At 61.2% G+C, this 18,246-nt stretch carries 24 protein-coding genes and 1 other RNA gene; 16 read left to right on the top strand and 9 right to left on the bottom strand.

Features of this window, described 5'->3' with window-relative positions:
• Positions 1-59: 59 nt before the first annotated feature.
• From Pan97_RS19260 to Pan97_RS19225, 9 genes are all read left to right on the top strand, one after another.
• Positions 60-362 (top strand): hypothetical protein, encoded by a 303-nt coding sequence (locus Pan97_RS19260; RefSeq protein ID WP_196782155.1) that lies wholly within the window; start codon positions 60-62, stop codon positions 360-362.
• Positions 359-1,147: an ATP-binding protein gene (locus tag Pan97_RS19255; protein WP_144975427.1), complete on the top strand. Its 789-nt coding sequence runs from the start codon at positions 359-361 to the stop codon at positions 1,145-1,147. Before Pan97_RS19260 ends, Pan97_RS19255 begins: the two co-directional genes overlap by 4 nt.
• Complete coding sequence (locus Pan97_RS19250; RefSeq protein WP_144975425.1) at positions 1,140-1,604, top strand: DUF669 domain-containing protein; 465 nt, start codon at positions 1,140-1,142, stop codon at positions 1,602-1,604. The genes Pan97_RS19255 and Pan97_RS19250 overlap by 8 nt, the downstream gene beginning before the upstream one ends.
• Complete coding sequence (locus tag Pan97_RS19245) at positions 1,604-1,954, top strand: RusA family crossover junction endodeoxyribonuclease (protein ID WP_144975423.1); 351 nt, start codon at positions 1,604-1,606, stop codon at positions 1,952-1,954. The genes Pan97_RS19250 and Pan97_RS19245 overlap by 1 nt, the downstream gene beginning before the upstream one ends.
• The gene (locus Pan97_RS19240) at positions 1,955-3,616 is read left to right on the top strand and encodes a DEAD/DEAH box helicase (protein WP_144975421.1); all 1,662 of its coding nucleotides are present in this window, start codon (positions 1,955-1,957) and stop codon (positions 3,614-3,616) included. It abuts the gene before it with no gap.
• Positions 3,617-3,618: 2 nt separating this feature from the next.
• Positions 3,619-5,895, top strand: coding sequence for a bifunctional DNA primase/polymerase (locus Pan97_RS19235; protein WP_144975419.1), 2,277 nt, complete (start codon positions 3,619-3,621; stop codon positions 5,893-5,895).
• Positions 5,896-6,308: 413 nt separating this feature from the next.
• Entirely contained in the window at positions 6,309-6,461 is a 153-nt protein-coding gene (locus tag Pan97_RS26345) for a hypothetical protein (protein ID WP_165698859.1), read from the top strand.
• 15 nt (positions 6,462-6,476) lie between these two features.
• Positions 6,477-7,874: a DNA modification methylase gene (locus tag Pan97_RS19230; protein WP_144975417.1), complete on the top strand. Its 1,398-nt coding sequence runs from the start codon at positions 6,477-6,479 to the stop codon at positions 7,872-7,874.
• Entirely contained in the window at positions 7,871-8,236 is a 366-nt protein-coding gene (locus Pan97_RS19225) for a DUF1937 family protein (RefSeq protein WP_144975415.1), read from the top strand. The genes Pan97_RS19230 and Pan97_RS19225 overlap by 4 nt, the downstream gene beginning before the upstream one ends.
• A gap of 65 nt (positions 8,237-8,301) precedes the next feature.
• On the opposite strand, the gene Pan97_RS19220 is transcribed toward Pan97_RS19225, so the two are convergent.
• The 6 genes from Pan97_RS19220 to Pan97_RS19195 form a co-directional block, all read right to left on the bottom strand.
• Entirely contained in the window at positions 8,302-8,532 is a 231-nt protein-coding gene (locus tag Pan97_RS19220) for a DUF4314 domain-containing protein (protein WP_144975413.1), read from the bottom strand.
• Positions 8,529-8,762: a hypothetical protein gene (locus tag Pan97_RS19215; RefSeq protein WP_144975411.1), complete on the bottom strand. Its 234-nt coding sequence runs from the start codon at positions 8,760-8,762 to the stop codon at positions 8,529-8,531. Before Pan97_RS19215 ends, Pan97_RS19220 begins: the two co-directional genes overlap by 4 nt.
• Before the next feature lie 204 nt (positions 8,763-8,966).
• Positions 8,967-9,368 (bottom strand): winged helix-turn-helix domain-containing protein, encoded by a 402-nt coding sequence (locus Pan97_RS19210; protein ID WP_165698858.1) that lies wholly within the window; start codon positions 9,366-9,368, stop codon positions 8,967-8,969.
• A 32-nt stretch (positions 9,369-9,400) separates the two neighbouring features.
• An RNA gene (locus Pan97_RS19205) (hammerhead ribozyme type II) lies at positions 9,401-9,464 on the bottom strand.
• On the bottom strand, positions 9,465-9,716 hold the full coding sequence (locus Pan97_RS19200; RefSeq protein WP_144975407.1) for a hypothetical protein: 252 nt from the start codon (positions 9,714-9,716) through the stop codon (positions 9,465-9,467). It lies immediately after the preceding RNA gene.
• A 27-nt stretch (positions 9,717-9,743) separates the two neighbouring features.
• Positions 9,744-9,971, bottom strand: a complete 228-nt coding sequence (locus Pan97_RS19195; protein WP_144975405.1) for a hypothetical protein — start codon at positions 9,969-9,971, stop codon at positions 9,744-9,746.
• Positions 9,972-10,252: 281 nt separating this feature from the next.
• Here Pan97_RS19195 and Pan97_RS19190 point away from each other — a divergent pair, with 281 nt between their 5' ends.
• From Pan97_RS19190 to Pan97_RS19180, 3 genes are read left to right on the top strand one after another with little or no spacing between them, the layout of a single operon-like run.
• On the top strand, positions 10,253-10,459 hold the full coding sequence (locus Pan97_RS19190) for a hypothetical protein (protein WP_144975403.1): 207 nt from the start codon (positions 10,253-10,255) through the stop codon (positions 10,457-10,459).
• Positions 10,449-12,719 carry a terminase gpA endonuclease subunit gene (locus Pan97_RS19185; RefSeq protein ID WP_144975401.1) on the top strand — a complete coding sequence of 757 codons (2,271 nt, stop codon included), beginning with the start codon at positions 10,449-10,451 and terminating at the stop codon, positions 12,717-12,719. The genes Pan97_RS19190 and Pan97_RS19185 overlap by 11 nt, the downstream gene beginning before the upstream one ends.
• On the top strand, positions 12,716-12,907 hold the full coding sequence (locus Pan97_RS19180; protein WP_144975399.1) for an NrdR family transcriptional regulator: 192 nt from the start codon (positions 12,716-12,718) through the stop codon (positions 12,905-12,907). The genes Pan97_RS19185 and Pan97_RS19180 overlap by 4 nt, the downstream gene beginning before the upstream one ends.
• Before the next feature lie 5 nt (positions 12,908-12,912).
• Here Pan97_RS19180 and Pan97_RS19175 read toward each other — a convergent pair whose 3' ends face one another.
• The 3 genes from Pan97_RS19175 to Pan97_RS19165 all read right to left on the bottom strand — a co-directional run bounded on the left by Pan97_RS19175 (position 12,913) and on the right by Pan97_RS19165 (position 15,393).
• A complete protein-coding gene (locus Pan97_RS19175; RefSeq protein WP_144975397.1) occupies positions 12,913-13,269 on the bottom strand; it encodes a hypothetical protein in 357 nt (118 codons plus the stop codon).
• A 66-nt stretch (positions 13,270-13,335) separates the two neighbouring features.
• A complete protein-coding gene (locus Pan97_RS19170) occupies positions 13,336-13,944 on the bottom strand; it encodes a thioredoxin family protein (protein ID WP_165698857.1) in 609 nt (202 codons plus the stop codon).
• A 258-nt stretch (positions 13,945-14,202) separates the two neighbouring features.
• Positions 14,203-15,393 carry a mercuric transporter MerT family protein gene (locus Pan97_RS19165; RefSeq protein ID WP_144975393.1) on the bottom strand — a complete coding sequence of 397 codons (1,191 nt, stop codon included), beginning with the start codon at positions 15,391-15,393 and terminating at the stop codon, positions 14,203-14,205.
• 128 nt (positions 15,394-15,521) lie between these two features.
• Between Pan97_RS19165 and Pan97_RS19160 the strand changes: the two genes are divergently transcribed.
• From Pan97_RS19160 to Pan97_RS19145, 4 genes are all read left to right on the top strand, one after another.
• Positions 15,522-15,926 (top strand): heavy metal-responsive transcriptional regulator, encoded by a 405-nt coding sequence (locus tag Pan97_RS19160; protein ID WP_144975391.1) that lies wholly within the window; start codon positions 15,522-15,524, stop codon positions 15,924-15,926.
• A gap of 1 nt (position 15,927) precedes the next feature.
• The gene (locus Pan97_RS19155) at positions 15,928-16,758 is read left to right on the top strand and encodes an ankyrin repeat domain-containing protein (protein WP_144975389.1); all 831 of its coding nucleotides are present in this window, start codon (positions 15,928-15,930) and stop codon (positions 16,756-16,758) included.
• A gap of 159 nt (positions 16,759-16,917) precedes the next feature.
• Entirely contained in the window at positions 16,918-17,115 is a 198-nt protein-coding gene (locus tag Pan97_RS19150) for a hypothetical protein (protein WP_144975387.1), read from the top strand.
• Positions 17,116-18,219, top strand: coding sequence for a phage portal protein (locus tag Pan97_RS19145; RefSeq protein ID WP_144975385.1), 1,104 nt, complete (start codon positions 17,116-17,118; stop codon positions 18,217-18,219).
• Positions 18,220-18,246: the final 27 nt, after the last annotated feature.

The raw sequence follows: 18,246 nt of genomic DNA, 5'->3' as shown, positions 1-18,246 counted from the left end.
GCGTCGGAACCGGGTAGGTCAACAGATAGAGGCCCGGTTTCCGACACGAGGGATAAGTCATGACCCAGGAATTGTATCGCTACACGTTTGAAGAAGACGTGCCCATCGAGGAGGTCGAAGCGTCGCTGCTGCTGGCCGTCATGGCGACGGAAAGCCTGCATGGCGAAGCCCAAACGCGTCTCGATGCGGCTCATTACCTCGATCCGACGAAGCGTGCCTGCGTTGTCGACGCGGGCACGCCCGTCGGTCGAGATCTCAATCGCTTGTTCACCGGCTTCATGGGACGAGAGTTCGGGCCGGATGCCTTCACTGTTGAACGCATCGCAAATCACGAGCACCAGCCCCAGGAGGCGGCGGCATGAGTTTGATGGACAAGGTCCAGCGAGGGCGGATTGCCAAGCCGCCCCGCATTCTGTTGTACGGCGTCGAAGGGATCGGCAAGAGCACGTTCGGCGCGCAAGCCCCCAACCCGATCTTCATTCAAACTGAGGATGGCCTCGACGAAATTGACTGCGACAAGTTTCCGCTGGCCACGACCTACGAGGACGTGGCCGAAGCGCTCGTCGAACTTCGCCGCGAGGAACACAGCTACGAGACGGTCGTGATCGACTCGCTCGATTGGCTGGAACGTCTGGCGTGGGACAAGCTCTGCCTGGAGAACGGCGTCAACTCAATTGAGAAGGTCGATGGCGGTTACGCCAAGGGCTACACCCACGCGCTGACGTATTGGCGCGAAATCGTCGACCACTTGAACGTGCTCCGCAATGGGCGCGGCATGGTCGTGCTGCGGATCGCCCACTCCAAAGTCGAACGGTTCGAGGACCCCGAGTCGTCGCCCTACGACCGCTTCGCACCCCGCCTGCATAAGCATGCCGCCGCGCTCGTCAGCGAGTGGTGCGATGCGGTGCTATTCGCTACTCGCCGCATCCGCACTCAGTCGGAAGACGCCGGCTTCAACCGCAAACGCACCATCGCGCACGCGATCGGCAAGGACGGCGGCGAACGGATCCTGCGGTGCGTCGGTGGGCCGTCGTGCGTGGCCAAGAACCGCTACGGAATCACGGACGAGTTGCCGCTCTCGTGGGCGGCGTTCATCCAATCGTTGACCAACAACCAACAACCAGAAGGAGCCAATACCAATGGCTGATCTCAATGGCTTTGATGCCAACCAAGTCGAACCGACCGGCGACTTCGAGCCCATTCCCGCCGGCAAATATCTCGCGGTCATCACCGAGAGCGAGATGAAGGCCAACAAGGCGGGCACGGGAAGCCTGCTACAGATGACCTTTCAAGTCATCGAAGGCGAGCATCAGAACCGCCTGCTGTGGGCGCGTCTGAACCTCGACCACCCGAATGCGGTTGCTGTGCAAATCGCACGCGCGGACTTGTCCGCAATTTGTCGGGCGGTCGGTGTGCTGGCCCCGAAGGACTCGGCCGAGTTGCACAACTTGCCGCTGGTCATCCATGTCCGCTGCAAAAAGCGCACGGACACGGGCGAGATCGTCAACGAGATCAAGGGGTACGCGAAGAAGGATCAGACGCCGCTGCCCGCCGCCGGCGCTGCGGCTGCGACCGACAGTACGCCTCCTTGGAAGCGTTCCTGATGGTCGAGTTCGAACTGCCCTATCCGCCAAGTGTGAATCACTATTGGCGGCGCGTAGGAGCACGGACGCTCATCAGCCGCGGGGGTCGAGCATTCCGCCATGAGGTTTGCGCGATCCTCGCGGCCCGCGGGGTGCGGCCGCTTGCGGGTCCGTTGGAGATGTCGATCGTCGTCCATCCGCCTGACCGCCGCCGTCGCGATATCGACAACGTGCAGAAAGCGTTGCTCGACGCCCTTCAGCATGGCGGCGCGTATGACGACGACAGCCAGATCATTCGGCTCGCCATCGAAAAGGGCGAGCCGCTCGATGGCGGCAAAACGCTTGTGCAAATCAACGAGGTGTCCGAGTAGATGATCACGCTTCGCCCGTATCAAGAAGAAGTCAAGGCTGCCGTCTATGGTCACCTGCGGGCGCGGGACGACAATCCCTGCGCCGTGGTGCCGACCGCCGGCGGCAAGACGCCCATCATGGCAAGCATCTGCAAGGACGCGGTCGGGCAATGGAACGGCCGCGTGCTGATTCTGGCGCACGTCAAGGAACTGCTCGAGCAGACGGCCGACAAGCTGCGAATCGTCTGCCCCGAGATCGACTTCGGAATTTACTCGGCGGGCCTCAAGCGGCGCGACACCGAACACCCGGTGATCGTGGCCGGCATTCAGAGCGTCTACAAGCGGGCCTGCGAACTCGACGCCTTCAATCTTGTGATGGTCGACGAAGCGCATCTGATTCCGCTCGAAGGCGACGGCATGTATCGGCAGTTTCTGGCCGACGCCAAGGTGATCAATCCCGAGCTGCGAATCATCGGATTCACTGCCACCCCGTTCCGTTTGAAGACCGGGCCCATCTGCACGCCCGACGGGTTCTTGAACCATATCTGCTACGACGTCGGCGTCCGCGAGTTAATCCGCGACGGGTTCTTGTGCCCGCTGATCAGTAAGGCCGGCAAGGCGAAGGCCGACACCACGGCGCTGCATGTGCGCGGCGGTGAGTTCGTGGCCGACGAGGTCGAAGACTTGATGGACCAAGAGACGCTGGTGAAGTCGGCGTGCGCGGAGATTGTTCAGCACACCACCAGCCGCCAGGCCACCCTCATCTTCGCTTCGGGCGTCAAACACGGACAGCATATCGTCGAGACGCTCGATCGCGAGCACGGCATCCAGTGCGGTTTCGTCTGCGGCGAAACTCCGACCGCCGAACGCGATGCAATACTCGGCCGCTTCAAGGCCGGCGAGTTGAAATACCTGTGCAACGTCAACGTGTTGACGACCGGTTTCGACGCGCCGCACATCGACTGCGTGGCGCTAGTCCGACCAACGATGTCACCGGGACTCTATTACCAAATGGTCGGTCGTGGCTTCCGCCTGCACCCCAGCAAAGAGAACTGCCTGGTGCTGGACTTCGGCGGCAACGTGCTGCGGCATGGCCCCGTCGATGAGATTCAAATCACGACGATGGATCGAGGCGACGGGAAAACGCCGGCGAAGGAATGCCCCGATTGTCAGGCGGTGATCGCCGCCGGCTTCGCCATTTGCCCACAGTGCGGATACGAGTTTCCACCACCCGAGCGAAAGCAGCACGATGCCAAAGCCAGTGAGGCCGGCATCCTTTCTGGCCAGGTCACCACGACGAAGTTCCCCGTCGAGGATGTGGTGTACAGCGTTCATACGAAGCGCGGCGCGAGCGACGACGATCCAAAGACTCTCCGCGTTGATTACCGCGTCGGCTGGCACGACTACAAATCCGAATGGGTCTGCTTCGAGCACGAAGGTTATGCCCGCCAGAAGGCGGTGGCGTGGTGGCGACAACGCTCGCCCGATCTGGTGCCAGACTCGGCGCAACGTGCCGTCGAGATCATTGAAGGCGGCGGTCTGGCTGCGACGCTTGGCATCACTGTCCGCGCCGTCGCTGGTGATCCCTACGAACGCATCATCGACCATGAACTTGGCCCGTTGCCGGACGCGCTGCCTGCCGGCGAATTCCCCGACTACGATCCCGACGAGATTCCCTTTTGAGCATGCTCGATACCGCGCTTGACTACCTCCGCTCCGGCCTGTCCGTGCTGCCCGCGATCTCCGCAGAGAAGCGGCCGGCGCTGGCCGGCTGGAAGCAATACCAGCGTCGCCTGCCAACGGAGCGGCAGGTGGAGTCGTGGTTTGCCGATGCGCCGGCCATCTGCGTCCTGGCAGGCGAGGTATCGGGCCACTTGGAGATGATCGACTTTGATCACGAAGGAGAATTGTTCGACTGTTGGCGAGAGCTGGTAGCAACCGAAATGCCGGCGCTGGCGGGACGCCTCGTCGTCGAACGGTCGCAGTCGGGCGGCCAGCATGTGATCTATCGCTGCGAGTGCCCCATTCCCGGCAACCGCAAGCTGGCCCAGCGGACCGTGGTGACGCCCAGCAACGAGCCGGTCGTCATCGCTGGCAAACGATACGTGCCGCGTCGTGTTGGCGACCAGTTTCAAATCACCTGCACGCTGATCGAGACGCGCGGCGAGGGCGGCCTCTTTCTATGCGACCCGACGCCGGACTACCAAATCGAACAGGGGTCGCTGAACACGCTGCCCGTTCTGAACGAGGCGGAACGATCGGTGTTGATCGAAGCCGCGTGCGCGCTAAACGAGACGATGCCGCCGGTCGCCCGCGCGCCGGCGGGTTTGCTCGGGGAAGGCCGGCCTGGAGACGATTTCAACGAGCGTGGCGAAGTGCGCGATGTTCTGCGCCGGCACGGCTGGGACTTGGTTCGTGGGGGCGAGAACGAGTATTGGCGTCGCCCCGGAAAGGAGCAGGGATGGAGCGCCACGCTCCGCGAAGGCGTGCTCTACGTGTTCTCATCCAACGCCGCACCCTTCGAACCCGATCGCGCCTACGCTCCCTTCACCGTCTACGCCTTGCTCAATCACGATGGTGACTTCGCGGCGGCCGCCACGGCGCTGCGAGCCGAAGGCTATGGTCAACCCGCAGGCGACGTCGATGTCGACTTGTCAAACCTCGCGTGCAACGGGCGCGCGTGTCTGACGCCGGCGCGGCCGGCATACCCCGATCCTGGGCCGCTGCCGGACACGCTACTGCGCGTCCCTGGTTTCGTCTCCGAGGTGATGGACCATTGCCTGGCCACCGCGCCCTATCCGAACGTGTCGCTGGCGTTCTGCGGCGCACTTGCGCTTCAGTCGGTCCTCGCTGGCCGCAAGGTGCGAGACCGAGCCGACAACCGGACAAACCTGTATCTGCTGGCGCTGGCCTACTCGTCGGTCGGCAAGGACTGGCCACGCAAGGTCAACACGCATGTCATGCATCGCGTGGGGCTGGTGAATTCGCTCGGCGAAAAGTTTGCGTCCGGCGAAGGGATTCAGGATTCGCTGTTTCTGACGCCGGCGATGCTATTCCAGACTGACGAGATCGACGGCCTGCTGCAGTCAATCAACAAGGCCCGCGACGCGAGGCACGAGAACATTATGGGCACGCTGCTCACGATGTACTCGGCGGCCAACAGCATCTATCCCATGCGGCGCAAGGCGGGCAAGGAGCCGCCAGGCGTTATCGACCAACCGTGTCTGGTCGTCTACGGCACGGCCATCCCCACGCACTATTACGAGGCTCTCTCCGAGCGGATGCTCACCAACGGCTTCTTCGCTCGCATGCTGATCGTCGAGAGCGGGCCGCGCAGCGCCGGCCAGGAACCGGGGATCATTGACCCGCCGGCGAGCGTCATGGACGCCGCCCGCTGGTGGTCGGAATTCAGCCCAGGCACCGGCAACCTCGAAAATTGGCATCCTCAGCCGTTGATCGTCGAAGCGGACGACGACGCCCGCGACCTGCTGGCCGAGGCACGTCTCACGTCGGAGGCCGAGTACGCCAGCGCGGAAGCCCGTGGCGATCCGGTCGGCACCACCGTCTGGGGCCGGGTGCCCGAGCAGATCCGCAAGCTGGCGTTGTTGTACGCGGTGAGCGCCAGCCACCAGACGCCGCGAATCGACGTCGCGGCAGTGCGCTGGGCGACCGACTTCATGCTGCACCAGACGCGGCGGATGTTGTTCATGGCCCACAACCATGTGGCCGAGAACCCGTTCCACGGCGAGTGCCTCAAGCTGCTTCGCAAGCTGCGCGACGCGCCTGACGGGCAACTCGCGCACAGCGTGCTGCTCAAGCGAATGAAGACCGACGCCAAGACGTTTCAGGAGTTGGTCACGACGCTCGAGCAGCAGGGCGATCTGCTGACGGTCATCCAGGCAACGGCCGGGCGACCGCAACGGCACTACCGGTTGCTGGGTGAAACGAGTGGTGAAGCGTGAAAGATGTTCGACCCGATCAGACGGCAAGCCGGTGAAGGAAGCCACGAAACGGAGAAACAGCGGTGAAACAAGAACCAGTCATCAACACGCGAATCGGGCGTGAAAGAAGTGAAGGAAGCGATGCGGAAACGCCACGAATCACGGCGTCCTTGGCTTCTTTCTTCTTTCACCCCGTCACGCAGATATATGTATTCACACTACTTCTTTCTTCCTTCACCCATACACGCATATACACCCGCGCGTACGCGTGTAGGCGTGCGTGTGTGAGGGGGGTGGGGAAAGAAGTAAGGAAGTCCGCCGGCCGGCCAATGGTTCCTTCCCGGCCCAAATCCTCAGGTGAGGCACGCGGGAACAGCCACCATTGGCATCACAGTTTGTTTTGTTTGTCCGAAATCTGAACCGAGAGGATTCCGATGCTGCAAACCCAAGATCCCGCTTCCACCCGCCGCTCCGACCGCGACGAGTACTGGAAGTCGCGTGTTGTTCCCACGGCCCAAGGGCTGGAAGGCTTCGCTTGGCGCGTTGCCTGGTTCGCGGTCCTGATCAAGATCCTGTTCTTCAGCTGATTCACGGAGGTTGCCATGCAAGTCACATTGCGTCCGATCACGGACATTCGCCCCTACGAAAAAAACCCTCGGCTCAACGACGACGCCGTCGATGCGGTGGCCGCCTCGATCCGCGAGTTCGGTTTCCGCCAGCCAATTGTGGTTGATACCGAGGGTGTGATTATCTGCGGTCACACCCGATACAAGGCGGCGCTGAAGCTGGGCCTGGAGAAGGTGCCGGTCCACACCGCGAAAGACCTCACGCCCGAGCAGATCAAGGCCTACCGCATCGCCGACAACAAGACGGCCGAGCTGGCGGAATGGAACTACGATCTGCTGCCCATCGAACTCGGCGAGCTGCAGTCGTGCAATTACGACCTGGGCCTGCTCGGCTTCGACCAGGAAGAGTTGGCGAAGCTGCTCGATCCCGGCGTTCAGGATGGACTAACCGATCCCGACGACGTGCCCGAGCCGCCCGACGACGCGATCACGCAGCTGGGCGACCTTTGGATTCTCGGAGACCACCGGTTGCTCTGTGGCGACAGCAGCAACGCCGAGCATGTGGACCGTCTGCTCGACGGCGCGAGCATCCACTTGGTTTCGACCGACCCGCCGTACAACGTCAAAGTGGAGCCGCGCAGCAACAACGCGATTGCCGCCGGCCTCAGCTCTTTCTCGAACGACGGGGCGGCCAAGAAGCTGAAGGCAGGTCAAGGCAACGCCTCGTTCGACGTGGCTCGCGGCAAGACGAAGGCTGGCAACGAGCATCACCAGAAGTTCGACCTCGCCCGCCATCCCGAAAAGGCGAAGCCGACGCAGAAAAAGATGCGAGCCAAAGATCGTCCACTGGCGAACGACTTCGTGAGCGATGAAGCATTCGATGAAATGCTGCACGCTTGGTTCGGTAACATCGCCCGCGTGCTGTTGCCGGGACATGGTTTCTACGTGTGGGGTGGCTACGCCAACGTCGCCAACTATCCGCCGGTCTTCAAGGCCTGCGGCATGTACTTCTCGCAAGCCGTGATCTGGCACAAGCTGCATCCCGTCCTGACGCGCAAGGATTTCATGGGCGACCACGAGTGGTGTTTCTACGGCTGGCGCGAAGGCGCGGCGCATCGGTTCTTCGGTCCGAATAATGTGCCCGACGTCTGGCCCGTGAAGAAGGTCAACCCGCAGAGCATGGTTCACTTGACCGAGAAGCCCGTCGAGTTGACGGTGCGGGCGCTGCAGTACTCGTCGCTGGCCGGCGAGAACGTGCTCGACCTGTTCGGCGGCAGTGGTTCAACGCTCATCGCCTGCGAACAAACAGGGCGTAAAGCGTTCTTGATGGAACTCGACCCGCCGTATTGCGACGTCATCGTGCAGCGGTGGGAGAAGTTCACCGGCCAGAAGGCCGAGCGTGTGGAAGCGCCCGCGCAGGAGGCTTCTGCATGATCTACCTGGCCAGCCCGTATTCGCATCCCGATGTTGCGGTGCGCGAATTGCGTTTTCGTGACGCGTGCCGCGCGGCGGCGAAGCTAATGCGGCTTGGCCACGCCGTTTTTTCGCCGATCGCTCACGGCCACTGCATCTGCACGCATGGGCTGCCGACTGACTGGCGATTCTGGGAACCGTTCGACCGGCACCATCTTGAATGTTGCAACGAAGTGGTCGTGCTGACGCTCGATGGTTGGGAGGCGAGTGCGGGGGTGCAAGCGGAAATCCGAATCGCCATCGAGTTGGGCAAGCCCGTTCGGTATCTCGGTCCCGACTGGTCGCCCACGTTGGCCCACGTCGCGAAGGAGGTGGGCGGTTGAACGAAACTACCAGCCACGAGAAAACGCCGCACGAGGGCGGCGCGTGTTGGGGCACGTGGCCAGCGCTACGGCGTGTCGGTCTGGGATTCCAAGATCGCGAACCGGTCGGGTGGGGAGACAAGCATGAGCGTCCGACCGTTATCCCAGGCGACGTCGACCTGATGCCAAGCGTCTTCCCCACCGCCGTGGCGGGAGACAGAAACGACCGTTCCCACCTGTCCCACCTGGACCGGGGCGGGGTCGTCTTGCATGGAGATGAGTCGGATGCGGTCACCCGCCCTTGGAATCGAGGTCATTGTTGTTTCTCCCTTGCGAGCATTTCATGATGCCACGTCCAAAGTTCGATCTCATCTTCAGTCGCCTCGCGGACGGTGCGGATTTCGATCGGCACCTCCCTGCCCAATCGCTGGCGCAGGTCGGCGTACAGATCGTGCAGCGCGGGGCGGCCAAGTTCGCGTGCCTGCGTTTCGTCGTCGGCCTCGACCAGCACATAGCGGGCGAGAGTGGCGACAAGGTAGGTCTTCATGATTCGTTCCTTTCGGTTTGTAAGCGGCTGGCACATCCAATCTCCCAACCACAGGAGCCACAAACGGGCGGAAACATCAATAGGCTCGTCGCGACGATTGCGCCGTGTCGCGTCGGGCCGTTGGTATTGGCCACCGAGGCCGCCAACGAGAAAACGCCCCAACGTGGCGAACGTGGGGCGTTGGGTCGGAACCCGTCGCGTGGCCTAGCCATTCGCGGCGAACTGGCCGCGCTCGGTCTTCTTGAAACGGGCGTCCTTCCCCTTCGTCTTGATCTCCCGCAGAATCGCGCTGTACAGCGTGGCGTGCGGCGTCTTTCCGCCGGGGCTGGTCCAGAGCTTCTTCGTGGCCATCGCCTCGATCAACTCCTTGCAGTTCATCGGTTCCTTCGCCGTGGCCAGCACCTTCGCGGCCGCGTCGATGGCGCTGAGCTTCTTGGCCTTGGCCTCGCCTTTCGACGCGGCGGGCTTCGTCTTCTTCGCCGCCGGCTTCGCGGGCTGAGCCTTCTTCGCCGGCGCGGCCTTGGTCGACTTGGCGCTGCGGGTTGCCTTCGGGGCAGCGGCCTTCTTCGCAGGGGTCTTTTTCGCGGTGGTCTTCTTCGTTGCCATGATCTGGCTCCTTGTGAAAAACGTTCGCGATGGTTGGGCTGCCATCATCAGGCGGCGGGTACCACCCGCCGCGACGCCCGCGTGGGCGTTTCGGCTTTAGTACGCGACCTCCCAGGCCCGCTTCGATCCGTAGCAGCGCTGCTGGCCTTCGATGATGAAGACCACGCTGTCTTCGTCCATGTCTTCGTCTTCGCCGTCGTCGGGCTCGTTGATCTCTTCGCCCGAAGCGAGGCCGACGATCTCGTTTTCAAACGGCCAATTCTGCTGGGTCATCAGGCGGACTTCGGCGTCGCCGCCCAGGGCGTCGCGGTACTCTTCCAAGCGTTGGATCAAGTCGTCGATGGTCATGGTTGGGTTTTCTTTCGTGGTTGGGGGTTACTCTTCGGTGCCTTCGAGAAAGGCGACGACCGAGGACAGGCGGTTGTTGACCTCGTTGACGCTGCCGACGTCGGCCCAGTTGATCGGGTGCTCGTCGTTGCCGGGCGCGGGCAGGTCGAAAAGCAGCTCGCCGATTCTTTGGACAAGGTCTTGCGCCACGATGTGCGCGTTCTCGTAGGCGGCTTCGGCGGTCAGCTTCGGCTTCTTGTTTTTGCGGGCGTTCATGGTTGGTCTCCGGTTGGTTGGTGGTTGGGATTCGCGTTACGACAGTCACACATGAGCCATGCGTTTCGAGGAACATCAAGCGCGGTCGCGGAACATTCCGCCGGAATTCAGCAGGTTTTCTCGGAAGTCAAACGGGGCAAGGTTGGCGTCGCGTCGATCAGGTTGGCCACGTGTCGCGACGTGTTACGCCGGTGGTCGCACGAATGGCCAATCGCCGGCGCGGTACGCGACGTGGCCACCCGTTGGCCCACGCGGAGAGCTGTGCCGGAAGGGGGCGGGCGATGAACGCTGAGAATGCGCCCGTGGACCCAAACCGCCTCTCCGTCGAGCAGGCTGCCAAGCTGCTTTCGGCCGCCGCCAAGGTCCGCGTCCCCGTCGAACAGATCGCCGCCGACCTGGAGGCCGGCGCGCCGCAGAATCCCGACGGCACGGTCAACCTCATGCACTACGCCGCATGGCTCGTGAAGGAGATGGGGCGTGGCAACTGACCCGCGGAAACTACGACCGAGCGAATTGTGCCGCTTGTTGAACTCGACGCCGTTGGGCGAGGTCATCAATGAACGGCAGCTCCATCGCCATCGAACGCGGGCCGGCATGCGAATCGGCGATGCACGTTTCGTAGACTTGCTGCGGTACGTCGCGTGGCTCGTGGAGATTCGGCACACGCCGCGCCCAGAGCCCGACGGCGATCCGTATGAAAAGCTGAAGGATCGCGCTCGCGCTCGCAATGTCGCGCTTGCCATTGCCGGCCGCGACATTGGTGAACTGCCCGAGGTCGTCAGCGGGGACCGCAAAGCGCGGGCAGCATCCGATTTTCGATTCTTCTGCGAGACCTACTTTCCGCTGACGTTCCACCTCCCGTGGTCGCCCGACCACTTGAAAGTGATCGGCAAGATCGAGCAGGCCGTGCTGCGCGGCGGACTATTCGCGATGGCGATGCCTCGCGGTTCGGGCAAGACGACGATTTGCGAATGCGCGTGCATCTGGGCCGTGCTCAACGGCCACCGCGAGTTCGTGTGTCTCATCGGCAGCGACGAAGGGCATGCGATGGATATGCTTGACTCGATCAAGATGGAACTCGACGGCAACGACCTGTTGCTCGAAGACTTCCCCGAGGTCGTCTATCCGATTCAGTGCCTCGATGGAATCGCCAATCGCTGCAACGGTCAACTCTTCAAGGGCGAGCGAACGCACATCGGTTGGACGGCCCGCGAGGTCGTGCTTCCTTCGATGCCCGGCAGCGCCGCGAGCGGGGCGATCATCAAGGTCGCTGGCATTACTGGCCGCATTCGCGGCATGAAATACAAGCGTTCGGACGGACATACCGTTCGCCCCTCACTGGTCGTGCTCGACGATCCGCAGACCGACGAGTCGGCTCGGTCGTTGTCGCAATGCGCGACGCGCGAGGGAATACTCGCAGGCGCTATCCTGGGTCTGGCTGGTCCCGGCAAGAAGATCAGCGGCATCATGCCCTGTACGGTAATCCGCCCCAGCGACATGGCTGACAACATTTTATGCCGCGACAAGCATCCGGAATGGAACGGCGAGCGCACGAAGATGGTGTATTCGTTTCCCACCGATGAGAAGCTGTGGCAGCGTTACGCCGAACTTCGCGGCGAGAGCCTCCGCGCCCACGGCGACATCCGACTGGCGACCGAGTTCTACGCGGCCAATCGGGAAGCAATGGATGCCGGCGCTGACGTGGCTTGGCAAGAACGATTCAACCACGATGAAGAGTCGGCGATCCAGCACGCGATGAACCTCAAGTTGCAAGACGAGGCGGCGTTCTTCGCAGAGTACCAGAACGAGCCACTACCCGAGGAAACGTCCGAAGCAGACGAACTGTCGCCTGACCAAATCGCCGCCAAGACCAATCGCATGCAGCGAGGCGTGCTGCCAATTGGCTGCAACCATCTGACGATGTTTGTGGACGTTCAAGGGAACTTACTGTTCTACGTCGTCGCAGCGTGGGAAGACGATTTCACCGGCTATGTCGTCGACTATGGCGAGTTTCCTGACCAACAGCGGCCTTACTTTACGCTGCGAGATGCCCGGCTCACGCTGCCGCTGGCGACGAAGGCGAGTGGTTTGGAAGGGTCCATCTATGCGGGACTCGAACAGTTGACGACGTCGCATCTCGGTCGCGAATGGCGGCGCGATGATGGTGCCATGCTGCGAATCGAACGCTGCCTGGTGGACGCCAACTGGGGTGCATCGACTGACGTGGTCTATCAATTCTGCCGGCAATCCGCACACGCCGGCGTCATCATTCCCAGTCACGGCCGGTTTGTTGGCGCATCGAGTCAGCCTTTCTCCGAGTACAAGCGCCGGCCGGGCGACCGGGTCGGACACAACTGGCGGATGCCCAATGTGGCCGGCAAGCGTGCTGTGCGCCACGTCGTCTACGACACCAACTTCTGGAAAACATTCGTGCACGCTCGGCTGGCGGTGCCGATGGGTGACCGTGGCTGCCTGTCGTTGTTTGGCGAAAGCGCCGACCAGCATCGTCTCTTTGCCGAGCACTTGTCGGCCGAGTATCGAGTGAAGACCGAAGGCCGCGGCCGCACGGTTGACGAATGGAAGATGCGACCAGAACGCGGCGACAACCACTGGTTTGATTGTCTAGTCGGCTGCGCTGTGGCCGCCTCAATTCAGGGGGCGGTGCTCGCTGGAACAGGGAGCGCATTTGGTCCCGCCAAACGCGAGCGTGTCAGCTTCGCCGAACTGCAGCGGAGGCGTCGCGAATGAATCAGGCCGGCTCACAACAACCCAATCGCGGCATCGAATGCCCACGGTGCGGCTGCCGGCATTTCTACACCACGCATACGGAACCGCTGCGTGACGGCCGTATTCGCCGCCGCAAAGAGTGCCGGCATTGCAGCCGCAAGATCGTGACTTACGAGTCGCCGGTCCAGGCTCCTCCAAATCGCGTCTGAATGAATCAAGGTTGATTGCGGTCTGGCTCTTTTAGCAATTCAATTAGCGAGCCCTTGAATCTATCAGGATCAAGCCAACGCGGATGGCTGCGGCCAAGTGCCCCGCCCATTTGATGCATCCAGTTGGCGGGCGTCGGCGGTGTGTCGATCCAAGTCGCATCCGCGTCGAACACCATGTATGTGTCCCACGCGAATTGTTTACCTTCCGGCAGACCCAAGATCCGTCCGTAACGCTTTGACAGCATGGCTTCGGCGTCCCAGAAGTGGTGAGCCCGCGAGTCAGATACGTTCCTGGTGGCGGTGACGGCCTTCTCGCGGTTGTCCCCCGGATATCGCGGCAACCACACAACGAAAATCACCAAGTCGGGACTTTCAATCTGGCTGGTAGCCTGCCTATGGACCGCACGGGCCCCTTCGACGCACATCGGTCAGCCAGGCGAGACAAGCATTACGACTCTCACTTTACCGCTGGCCTTCACGAAGGCCTCGCGCAGCTGGTCTGCTTCGGGCGAGAGATCATGCAACTCGACGCTCTTGCCTTCTTCGACTGTGTTGTCGACAGGCTCATCACCTAGCAATTGGCGCAGCTCGTCCGCGAACAGGTTCGGGCCGAGAAAGCTGGTGATCCTCTTCATTTCCTTCCCGTCGGCGGAAACGAATCGCACGTCGGGGAGAGCCCTCGCACCCGCCTGTTTTGACAAGTCGGCTCGCTCGTCGGCGTCGATCTTCTCAAAGATGCAGCGGTCGAGCAGGCTTTTTACCGTCGGATCTGCAAACGTTTCTTGGGACATGCGGCGGCAAGGAACGCACCATGACGCCCCAAAGTACAACACGACCGGTTTGCCGGCGGATCTCGCCCGGTCGAATACGGAAGGCAAAAGCGCGGGATAGTCGACATCGGCAACGGTAGGTTCGGACGTATCGCCCGTGATAATTCTCGCCGAGTAGCCGGCCTCGGCGATGATGGCGACGAGATCGGACGCTTGCGCCTTCGATGAATCAAACGTGACATCGAATACGTCTCGATCGAGATGCATCTCAACCATTGTGACTGCGTCAGACCCTTCCAGGGCCTCTTTGACCGTGTTCGGTCACAACATTCACGTCGCGCCGCTTTTGCTCTTCTTGAAGCCGCTGATGTGAATGTGGACAGTCGATTCGGACGACGCGGTTGACGACGTACCGTTTGGATTCTCCGTACTCGTGCGGCCGCATCCAACGATTGCGACGGGCAGGCAAAGCAGGGCTATGCAAGCAAAACGGCTCATGTTGTGAATCACTTTCGGATGAATTGGTTAGTCCGTTGGGTCGATTGGCTCGCCGGCGTAACCGGCCTTGGCGAGAGCAGACTGGATTTCCTTAATCGGCACGGGACAGCAGTCTTCCGCCCCGATGGTCGCTTGCTTCGTTTCGTAGTTCACTTCCACCGCGATCACACCGTCCACACGTTTGATCGCTTCAGCAACTGTCGTCGCGCATCCTTCACAAGTCATGCCCTCAATTGTGAGAACCGCGCGGTTCATATCATCGGTTACGACCACGTTGTGTCCTGCACCGAAGAGCAGACCGACATAGCTTGGGAAGGCCAGGAACGCGATCGCCAGCCCAGTGACGACCCACAGCATGACTTTGTTCATCGCGGCCATACTCCAGCGCGACGTCGTTTCGGGCGCACAGCAGTCTGATTCGCCTACCATCGTCGAGTCGCAGCACGACGCGTCCTGGTTCGCATCGCTTGCTGGCCGAGGCCGGTAAGTGAAGTAGAAGGCGGCTCCCAGAAACCCGAATGTGATGAGCATGAACAGGGGCCGATAGGTTTCGAGCGCGGCCGCGATGCCGGCACCGGATACGCCTACGGCCAATAGGACCAACGGGAGCCAGCAGCAACTCGATGCCATGATCGCAGAGACGATGGTCCCGACCTTGGCGATCTTCTCTCCCCGGCCCGAAGGAGGTTTGGAATCAATGTGCGACTCCGTCGTAACCAGTTCACCCTTCGCGATTTCGATTCCCTTGGCCACGCTTCCGAGGCAACAGGATCCGCTGGGGTTGGTCACTTCACAATGGCACCCCTCTCCTTTCATCCGGGAGCGGATATCCTCGACCGCCGTCGATTCTCCCGTTGCCTCCAGCTCACGCTTGATGCTGGTCACCGAGTGGTCAAAACAATAACAGAGAGGGCGGTCGCCAGCTGTCTCCTTGACGCCCACGTCAACTTTCAATTGTGATTTGACAAACGTATCGTCACTCTGCTCTGCGAAGTACACAACGTCGCATGCCGGCGAGTCACAGAAACGCCAGCCGGTGTCTTCGGTGATTGCGTGACATCCCGTTCCATCGGTCTGGCAACACGATTCGCCGTTTTGGAATCCTGATGCAGCGGGTTCCTTCAACAGGCTGCGAATCGTGTGAAGCGAAACACGTCGTGCTTTTTGGCCACAAGTCGGGCACGTCTGTCTGGTTGCGGTTGCCGCGTTCTGGTTCATGGCTTCTCAGCCCTATGTTGTGAATCCGGTCATCTGCGTCTATTATCGAGGTTGCACCTAAGTGCAAGGTCAAGCGGATTTGCCAAAAAACTGAAAATCAGTTCTCCAAGGGCGATTTGAGCATTGCCATGCCCGACGAATACACCATCAGCCAGTTGGCCAAAGCGGCTGACATTCCGACAACGACTGTTCGCTACTATGAGCGAATCGGTCTCGTTGAACCCGAGAATCGCAGCCAGGGAAACTACCGGTTGTACAGCGGTGAGTCGCTCAACAAGCTGAAGTTCATCCGCGCGGCACAAGCGATCGGGTTTACGCTCGAGGACGTGAAGGCGTTGCTCTCCGACGACGAAGGCGGCATTCCGACGTGCGGCAACGTGCAGAGCCTGATTGAGGAGCGACTGGCGGACATCGAGCAGCGGCTGAAGGATCTTCGGCACGTCCGCAAAGTGTTGAAGAACGCGCTCGAGGAATGCCAGACTCAAAAGAAATCAGACTGCTGCCAGGTTGTGGCAGGATTGAAGGCCCAATGAAATGAGTCAACTTAAGAAGGCGATTGTCGCTGGCGATGTCGAACGCGCCCGACAGCTTCTGAATGAAAACCCAAAACTAGCTTCCACGCCGATCCGCTGGGGCAGCATTCTGAACAGCTGCCAGACTGAGCCGCTTCACTTCTTGAGCGATGGCCCCTTCAATCAACTCTGGGATCATGGCCGGCAGGCGGAGTTGGCACAGATTCTGATCGACGCGGGCGCGCCGGTGGACGGACTTCCCGGCGCAGGCGAAACGCCTCTTCACGGCGCAGCGAGTTTGGGAGAAGCGGGCGTCGCGGAAGTTTTGATCGACGCCGGCGCGAACATGGAAGCCGTTGCCTCGTATCCCGGCATCCCCGATGGCACGCCGCTGGATTTCGCCGTTCATTTCGGCATGGTCGAAGTTGTCGACCTGCTCGTAAGAGAGGGTGCGAAAATCCTATCGACACGAATCGCGGCCGGAGCTGGACAACTCGATCGAGTGCGGGCGGACCTTGAGTCGGCATCCTTTTCCGATGAGCAAGTCTTTGATGTGCTGAGGTGTGCCGCAGTCTGCGATCGTGTACCCCTCGTGGAATACTTGCTCGATAGCGGTCTGGATGTGAACGTGACGGATGGGAAAGCGACCGCATTGCACTGGGCGGCATGGGAAGCGAAGCCGAACATGGTGTCGTTTCTATTGAACCGTGGCGCGGACGCCACCATCCTTGATGCCAAGCATCACATGTCGGCAAGCGGGTGGGCTCAACATCGACGCAAGGAGGTCGGTTCCAGATGGGGCCATGACGAGGTCCTTGCAGTCCTCTCCAGGCGCACACCCGACTTGCGCTAAGTTCCTTCGTCGACCGCTACGTTCATGGCCCTGAGGCTCCGACCTCGCTACATGTAGCACGATTCTGCCTTCTTCTCCTTGTCTTTCGTCATTCACGAGAGTGACCGGGTAGGTCTTCAAATAGGCAGGCGTTGTTCTCGCTTGCGATTGGAGACCTCAATGGCCGACGACCTCAAAGACACGATCCGCGAAAACGCCGAAGGGCCTGCCAAGGCTGCCGGCGACGCTGGGTCCGTGGAGCAGCACAAGCTCCCCGATCAAATCGCGGCCGACAAGTACTTGGCCTCGAAGGAAGCAGCCAAGTCAAAGCGTCGTGGTCTTGCATTCAACAAACTCGTGCCACCAGGAGCATCCTAAATGTTCCGTTGGCTCGCCAATCTGTTCACCAAGACGACTAGCCGCCCGTTGACGCGGGCCGCGCGAGTGCTTCGCGCCCGCTACGATGCGGCCGTCACCAACGACGATAACCGTCGGCATTGGGCCGGCGCGGATGGACTGTCCGCCAACGCGGCCAATAGCGCCGAGGTACGTCGCATTCTGCGTAATCGAGCACGCTATGAGGTAGCCAACAACAGCTACGCCCGTGGCATTGTGTTGACGCTGGCCAACGACGCGATCGGCACCGGACCTCGGCTGCAGGTACTGACGGATGACGCCGACGCCAATCGCCGGATCGAACGAGAGTTTGGCGCGTGGTCCAGAGCCGTCAACCTGCCCGAGAAACTTCGCACGATGCGAATGTCGCGCGCCCAGGACGGTGAAGCGTTCGCCGTGTTGACAAGCAATCCCGTGCTGCCGACGGCGATCCAACTCGACCTGCGGTTGATTGAAGCCGACCAGGTTTGCACGCCCGACTTGAATGCTTTGATCACCAATGGCATCGACGGCATCGTGTTTGACGACGCCGGCAATCCGATCGAATACCACGTGCTCAAGTCGCATCCAGGCGAAGCCGTTCGGCTGACGCGAGACTACGACCGCCTGCCCGCCGAAGCGATGATTCACTTGTTCCGCCTCGACCGACCCGGCCAGGCACGCGGCATTCCCGACATCATGCCGGCGCTGCCGCTGTTTGCACAGTTGCGGCGATTCACGCTGGCCGTGCTTGCGGCCGCTGAAACGGCTGCCGACTTCGCCGGCATCCTCTACACCGACGCGCCAGCCAACGGCGAGGCGGACGCCGCCGAACCATTCGAGCCCATCGAACTGGAACAGCGGGCGCTGCTCACCATGCCTGGCGGTTGGAAGATGAGCCAGCTCGAAGCCGAACAGCCCGCGACGACCTATGGCGAGTTTAAGCACGAGATTCTCAACGAGATTGCCCGCTGCCTGAACATGCCTTTCAAGAAGGGCGTTCAAGAGGCGGGATTTTCGTCAACAACCTGTTCGATTCGGCATTTCTGTATCAACGTCATTGAGTCAAAAAGAAATGCCCAGCAGGAATGCTCCTGCTGGGCGTAACTAGCACTACTAGTCGTCACTCTGCAA

It is taken from the genome of Bremerella volcania (assembly GCF_007748115.1).
GTDB classification, from domain to species: Bacteria; Planctomycetota; Planctomycetia; order Pirellulales; family Pirellulaceae; genus Bremerella; species Bremerella volcania.
This window is presented reverse-complemented; position numbering and strand designations above follow the sequence as displayed.

Coding starts and splice junctions, on each gene's coding strand:
- Pan97_RS19260 (WP_196782155.1), top strand. CDS start 60: ATGACCCAGGAATTGTATCGCTACACGTTTGAAGAAGACGTGCCCATC.
- Pan97_RS19255 (WP_144975427.1), top strand. CDS start 359: ATGAGTTTGATGGACAAGGTCCAGCGAGGGCGGATTGCCAAGCCGCCC.
- Pan97_RS19250 (WP_144975425.1), top strand. CDS start 1,140: ATGGCTGATCTCAATGGCTTTGATGCCAACCAAGTCGAACCGACCGGC.
- Pan97_RS19245 (WP_144975423.1), top strand. CDS start 1,604: ATGGTCGAGTTCGAACTGCCCTATCCGCCAAGTGTGAATCACTATTGG.
- Pan97_RS19240 (WP_144975421.1), top strand. CDS start 1,955: ATGATCACGCTTCGCCCGTATCAAGAAGAAGTCAAGGCTGCCGTCTAT.
- Pan97_RS19235 (WP_144975419.1), top strand. CDS start 3,619: ATGCTCGATACCGCGCTTGACTACCTCCGCTCCGGCCTGTCCGTGCTG.
- Pan97_RS26345 (WP_165698859.1), top strand. CDS start 6,309: ATGCTGCAAACCCAAGATCCCGCTTCCACCCGCCGCTCCGACCGCGAC.
- Pan97_RS19230 (WP_144975417.1), top strand. CDS start 6,477: ATGCAAGTCACATTGCGTCCGATCACGGACATTCGCCCCTACGAAAAA.
- Pan97_RS19225 (WP_144975415.1), top strand. CDS start 7,871: ATGATCTACCTGGCCAGCCCGTATTCGCATCCCGATGTTGCGGTGCGC.
- Pan97_RS19220 (WP_144975413.1), bottom strand. CDS start 8,532: ATGACCTCGATTCCAAGGGCGGGTGACCGCATCCGACTCATCTCCATG.
- Pan97_RS19215 (WP_144975411.1), bottom strand. CDS start 8,762: ATGAAGACCTACCTTGTCGCCACTCTCGCCCGCTATGTGCTGGTCGAG.
- Pan97_RS19210 (WP_165698858.1), bottom strand. CDS start 9,368: ATGGCAACGAAGAAGACCACCGCGAAAAAGACCCCTGCGAAGAAGGCC.
- Pan97_RS19200 (WP_144975407.1), bottom strand. CDS start 9,716: ATGACCATCGACGACTTGATCCAACGCTTGGAAGAGTACCGCGACGCC.
- Pan97_RS19195 (WP_144975405.1), bottom strand. CDS start 9,971: ATGAACGCCCGCAAAAACAAGAAGCCGAAGCTGACCGCCGAAGCCGCC.
- Pan97_RS19190 (WP_144975403.1), top strand. CDS start 10,253: ATGAACGCTGAGAATGCGCCCGTGGACCCAAACCGCCTCTCCGTCGAG.
- Pan97_RS19180 (WP_144975399.1), top strand. CDS start 12,716: ATGAATCAGGCCGGCTCACAACAACCCAATCGCGGCATCGAATGCCCA.
- Pan97_RS19170 (WP_165698857.1), bottom strand. CDS start 13,944: ATGCATCTCGATCGAGACGTATTCGATGTCACGTTTGATTCATCGAAG.
- Pan97_RS19165 (WP_144975393.1), bottom strand. CDS start 15,393: ATGAACCAGAACGCGGCAACCGCAACCAGACAGACGTGCCCGACTTGT.
- Pan97_RS19160 (WP_144975391.1), top strand. CDS start 15,522: ATGCCCGACGAATACACCATCAGCCAGTTGGCCAAAGCGGCTGACATT.
- Pan97_RS19155 (WP_144975389.1), top strand. CDS start 15,928: ATGAGTCAACTTAAGAAGGCGATTGTCGCTGGCGATGTCGAACGCGCC.
- Pan97_RS19150 (WP_144975387.1), top strand. CDS start 16,918: ATGGCCGACGACCTCAAAGACACGATCCGCGAAAACGCCGAAGGGCCT.
- Pan97_RS19145 (WP_144975385.1), top strand. CDS start 17,116: ATGTTCCGTTGGCTCGCCAATCTGTTCACCAAGACGACTAGCCGCCCG.